This is a genomic window from Rahnella woolbedingensis (genome assembly GCF_003602095.1).
Classification (GTDB): Bacteria; Pseudomonadota; Gammaproteobacteria; order Enterobacterales; family Enterobacteriaceae; genus Rahnella; species Rahnella woolbedingensis.
This window is the reverse complement of the sequence record NZ_RAHH01000067.1, coordinates 1-4,374: the sequence shown is the minus strand read 5'-3', so window position 1 is coordinate 4,374 and position 4,374 is coordinate 1. Positions and strand designations below refer to the sequence as shown.

Genomic DNA, 4,374 nt, shown 5'->3' with positions numbered 1-4,374 from the left:
GCGGCAGCGGGCAGTATCGTGACGATTTACGACGGCGCGGTTGTGATTGGCTCTGTTACGGCAGATTCAAAGGGTACATGGTTCTATGATATCGCCCGGGCTCTTGCTGACGGCAGACACACTTTCACCGTTACGGCAACGAATGCTGCCGGCAACACCAGTTCACATTCCGGTGATTTTGTGTTGAATGTTGATGCGTATGTTCCTGACACCACCCCACCGGACGCACCAGTTATTACTGAGGTGTATGACGATGTGGGAACACAAAAGGGACCGGTGGCGAACCACGGCAAAACGGATGACAGTCAGCCCCTGATTTCAGGTACGGCAGAAAAGAACAGCGTTGTGACGATAAAGGCGCATTCCCCGGCAGGGACAGACTACACGCTGGGCAGTGCGGTGACCGACAACGCGGGACACTGGAGTTATCAGCTTCATGGCACCCAGAGCATCACCGGCATCAAGGGTGACTGGACCTTCACGGCGCAGGCGGCAGATGCGGCCGGCAACAAGAGCGGCTGGAGTACGGGCTACACCGTTGAAAGCGTGGGCAGCAACCAGGACGACACGTCAGTGCCGGGTACGCCGACCATCACTGATTACTACGATGATGTGGGTGATTCCAAAGGTGACTTTAAATCGGGCACCACCACCGATGACAGCACGCCGGAGCTGAAGGGACATGCGGACGCCGGCAGCATTGTGAAAGTATACGAGGGCAGTACTCTTCTGGGGTCGACGACAGCCCACAGTGATGGCTCATGGAGCTTTACACCCTCCGCACGCCCTGACGGCAAGCATACTTTCTTTGCGACGGCGACGAATGCAGCGGGCCACACCAGCGGGCATTCGGGTGACTTTGTGGTGACAGTAGATACTACCCCGCCGGGGCCACCGCATGTCTCCGGAATAGAGCATTTTGGTGATGCCTCTAATGAAAAGGGCTACAGCTTTACTACTGCTGCCGGCGTGAAGGTTGAATCAAATATATACCTGGACCAGAGACTCCAGCCTGGCACCCTGGTTGATGGATTGGGATCACAATATTATGTTACGGGAGATACTGACGGCGGGATTAATTTTAACGTCACCCTGCCAGGGGTTGCAGATATAGTAACCATATGTGGAATGGGTGGCGATGATAACCGCAGGGCAAATGATGTCACATTTTACAATGCAGAAGGCCATGTAATTTCAGTAAGTACAAGTTATGGCTCGGACGGGGGGCTTATAAACTTCCCATCAACTATATTTACAGCTAACGGCGGGGAAACTATTGCTTCGTTTACTTGCCACAACCTTCTTTATATGGCCAGCATCAAATGGGAGTCTACGGTGACATCCACCTATCACGAGCCACTCGTTCATCAGGTGGCTTATCAGGATGATGCGCAGGCGGGGCACGAATCCGTGCTGACCCTGGCACAGATTGACGATTCACATAAATCAACTGCTGCGGTCGATATCACTGATCATGTCCAGAACACCCTTCATCTGACGCTAAACGACATTCTCAGCGAAGCCCATCCGAATCTGTTTGTGCAGGACGGCAAACAACAGCTGGCTGTTACCGGCGATCAGGGTGATGTGGTTGAACTGAAAGTCGACGACCTGGCACACAACACCTGGCAGGACAGCGGTGCAGTGACGGCAGGCGGCATTCAGTATGAGGTGTATCAGCATGCTGGCAGTGACGTTGAGTTGCTGGTTCAGCACGGTCTGGAATTACATCAGGTTTCATAATCCCTGACGTACTCTGACCTTAATTGATCCCTGGCTCCGGCCGGGGATTTTTTTATGGGGTTCCGGCGTAGCCCCCTTACGGTCAGACAGTTCCGCTTACTGGAACGAAACAACTCGTTAATCTCAAATCTCTAAACGTAGGATAATTTCCGAATTCCAGGCGGACCCCAATACGGACGATGCTGGGATTTAAGTCGTTCCATCGGGCACAAGCATTTCTGGCCGGTATTGAACTGATTCATATGATACGTAAAGGGCAATATCAGCATTCCGCCGGAGCGCATTTATCCCCGGCGGAACAATTTTATTTGTTGGCTGCCTAAAATATCGGCAGCGCAACTTTTACTGACTCCGCTCTGTTAATGCGACAGAACCATAATTATTGTGGCAACCGCTACGGCAGTGTCGACGAGCAGGTCAGATATGAAAAACTCTGCCTCCGCCTTCAGGCAATTCGACAGTTAAACTAAGTTTGCCCCCCATAGCCTCGATATAGCGTTTGAGCGTAGCTAACTTCACTTCATTGCCTCGTTGCTCAATTTGGGTGATCGCCGGCTGACTAACGCCCATAGATTTCGCTAAGGATTTTTGAGAAAGCTGAAGTTCTTCCCGCATAAGCTGAAGGCCGGTTTCCAGGATCATTTCATCCGCCATTTCTTTGATCCGTGCCTGACTCTCAGGCGAGCGAACGGATATTGCATCACGTAATGTTTTCATTTTTGCTCCTCGAGCAGGATTAGATGTGCGGTGAATTCTTCATCAGCCAATCGGATCATCGTTTCATAAAATCGTTTGTCGTTACTTTTATCACCGGCGCATAACACGATGGCTTGGCGTTTGGGGTCAAACGCAAAAAAAGCCCGGACAGGGCGCCCCGAATACTGCACGCGGAGTTCTTTCATATTCTTGTGCCTAGAACCTTTGACCGTATCGGCATAAGGACGTGATAGCTTCGGCCCATAAGTTTCGAGGTTACTCAAATCTGCTAACACCTTTTCCTGCATAGCCTCATCTTGTTCCAAGAGCCAGGCGTCAAACCGTGGGGTAAATATGACAGTCCACAAAGCGCAATCCTTATAAGTTGTAGCTTATATCTCATAATATAAGCTATGGGTTATATTTTCAATCCAAATGAAAGGTTTCTTGCAGGGTGATAGTTGCCTGACAGGGGAGAGTTTGAGGATCTTGGGACGGCCACGGTTCCTTTGCTTGAGCATTTCTAGAACCACAAACGGCCTGTCCAGTTTTTCCCCACGCTCCCTACGTTGTAAAAGACAAAACAATGTCATGACTGCTTTTAGAAGAATGTACGAAAACGTTCGGTTTAGGACACTGAAACGCAGTAGCCCCGTAGTTCGGGGGGAGGCAAGAGCATTCTGGTTGAAAAGTAGCCTTAGCGTGGTTTATTTTCCGTATTCCAAGCGGACCCCTAATAGCGAGCTCAGAATAACGTTGCGGACGACCACGTGAAGACGTGTTGGGCTCGTCATACCAGGCCTGGATGGCTGACTCATCAAGCCAGAATGTCAGTGAGCCCCGGTTAACGAGCGCCTTGTTGTAGGTAGCCCAGTTGGTGATTTTGAACTTTTGTTTTGCCACGTGATACCGCTACAGGATCGGGAATGTGGTGATCTGATCCTGATTACGGCCAAAAGTTCGATTTATTCAACAAAGCCGCTCCTGGCGCATTGAGAGGCGGCGTGTTTTTTTCCACTCCCGATAGCAGCGGCAGAAGTGGGAGTACCCCATCGCCAGGTCTCCGGCCTGAGCCTTGTACTCCATCCACAATAGTTGACGGGTCACGCCGGGTTTTCTCATCTCGGTATCGAAGTGAAGCAGATCGGGCATCACCCGTTCTGATGCCGGTGTGCCTTTGGCGGGAAAAATGAGTTTTTCAAGGGCATCATGGGACATCGAAGCGGGGAGGGGCCATGACAGAGACATGGCTTTAAAGCGGGCAAGTACCTTAAAAACCGTTGACGCACTGATTTTCAGGGTCAGCCCGATACAACGGTTGGTCAGCTTCTGGTCGAACTTGAGCTGAAAAATCTTAAAACAGATTTCCATGGAACTCCTGGCTTTTCTCTTTTTGGACATTGATGTCTCCATTGGCGTAAAAATCAGCAATGGAGACCGTATAAGAAAGAGTTAATTCTCGGAGTGATCGGCAGGATCCCAAACCATGATCGGAGATGCGTGCCAAACCGTGATCGATGGTGATGCCAAATTATGATCGATTCAAATGCCAAACCGTGATCGATTCAGACGCCATTTTGCATTCTGTGCGCGGTTCAGCAGTGCGCAGGCCAGCAGACACGCCACGGAGTTAGTGGCAGAAAGACTGCATAACATCGACCGGAAACGATGGCTTCTGGCACAGGCAGCGGGGTAAGTGCGTCTGAAAAGCGGGTTTCAGGTTAAAAACGCGCCGAAAATAACATTTTATTACCATATCTTTCCAGGCAGCAGACTATTACTGCGCTTCAGGCATCGATATTCATGGTCAGGAATTTTTTAAAACGATGATTCATTTTCCTAACCATGTACAATATTTGGCTCTGTCGCATTAAGCGGCTTATCAGGTAACATGCTGTTTTTTTTGTGATGTTACCTGCCCATGTCTCTGATCCG

The 4,374-nt window shown here is 50.3% G+C and carries 3 protein-coding genes and 3 pseudogenes; 2 read left to right on the top strand and 4 right to left on the bottom strand.

Annotated features, from left to right (window positions below):
• Both D6C13_RS25095 and D6C13_RS26275 read left to right on the top strand, forming a co-directional pair.
• On the top strand, window positions 1-1,743 hold a 1,743-nt coding region (locus tag D6C13_RS25095), incomplete at its 5' end, for an Ig-like domain-containing protein (RefSeq protein ID WP_244212807.1).
• A gap of 170 nt (window positions 1,744-1,913) precedes the next feature.
• A pseudogene (locus tag D6C13_RS26275) lies at window positions 1,914-2,066 on the top strand (IS6 family transposase); the annotation flags it as partial.
• Between the two features lie 94 nt (window positions 2,067-2,160).
• Here the strand turns inward: D6C13_RS26275 and D6C13_RS25090 are convergent.
• The 4 genes and pseudogenes from D6C13_RS25090 to D6C13_RS25075 form a co-directional block, all read right to left on the bottom strand.
• Window positions 2,161-2,460 (bottom strand): helix-turn-helix domain-containing protein, encoded by a 300-nt coding sequence (locus D6C13_RS25090; protein WP_120135317.1) that lies wholly within the window; start codon window positions 2,458-2,460, stop codon window positions 2,161-2,163.
• The gene (locus D6C13_RS25085) at window positions 2,457-2,807 is read right to left on the bottom strand and encodes a type II toxin-antitoxin system RelE/ParE family toxin (protein ID WP_120135316.1); all 351 of its coding nucleotides are present in this window, start codon (window positions 2,805-2,807) and stop codon (window positions 2,457-2,459) included. The genes D6C13_RS25090 and D6C13_RS25085 overlap by 4 nt, the downstream gene beginning before the upstream one ends.
• A gap of 340 nt (window positions 2,808-3,147) precedes the next feature.
• Window positions 3,148-3,342: pseudogene (locus D6C13_RS25080) on the bottom strand (transposase); the annotation flags it as partial.
• Window positions 3,343-3,420: 78 nt separating this feature from the next.
• Window positions 3,421-3,810 (bottom strand): annotated as a pseudogene (locus D6C13_RS25075) (IS21 family transposase); the annotation flags it as partial.
• Window positions 3,811-4,374: the final 564 nt, after the last annotated feature.

Coding starts and splice junctions, on each gene's coding strand:
- D6C13_RS25090 (WP_120135317.1), bottom strand. CDS start 2,460: ATGAAAACATTACGTGATGCAATATCCGTTCGCTCGCCTGAGAGTCAG.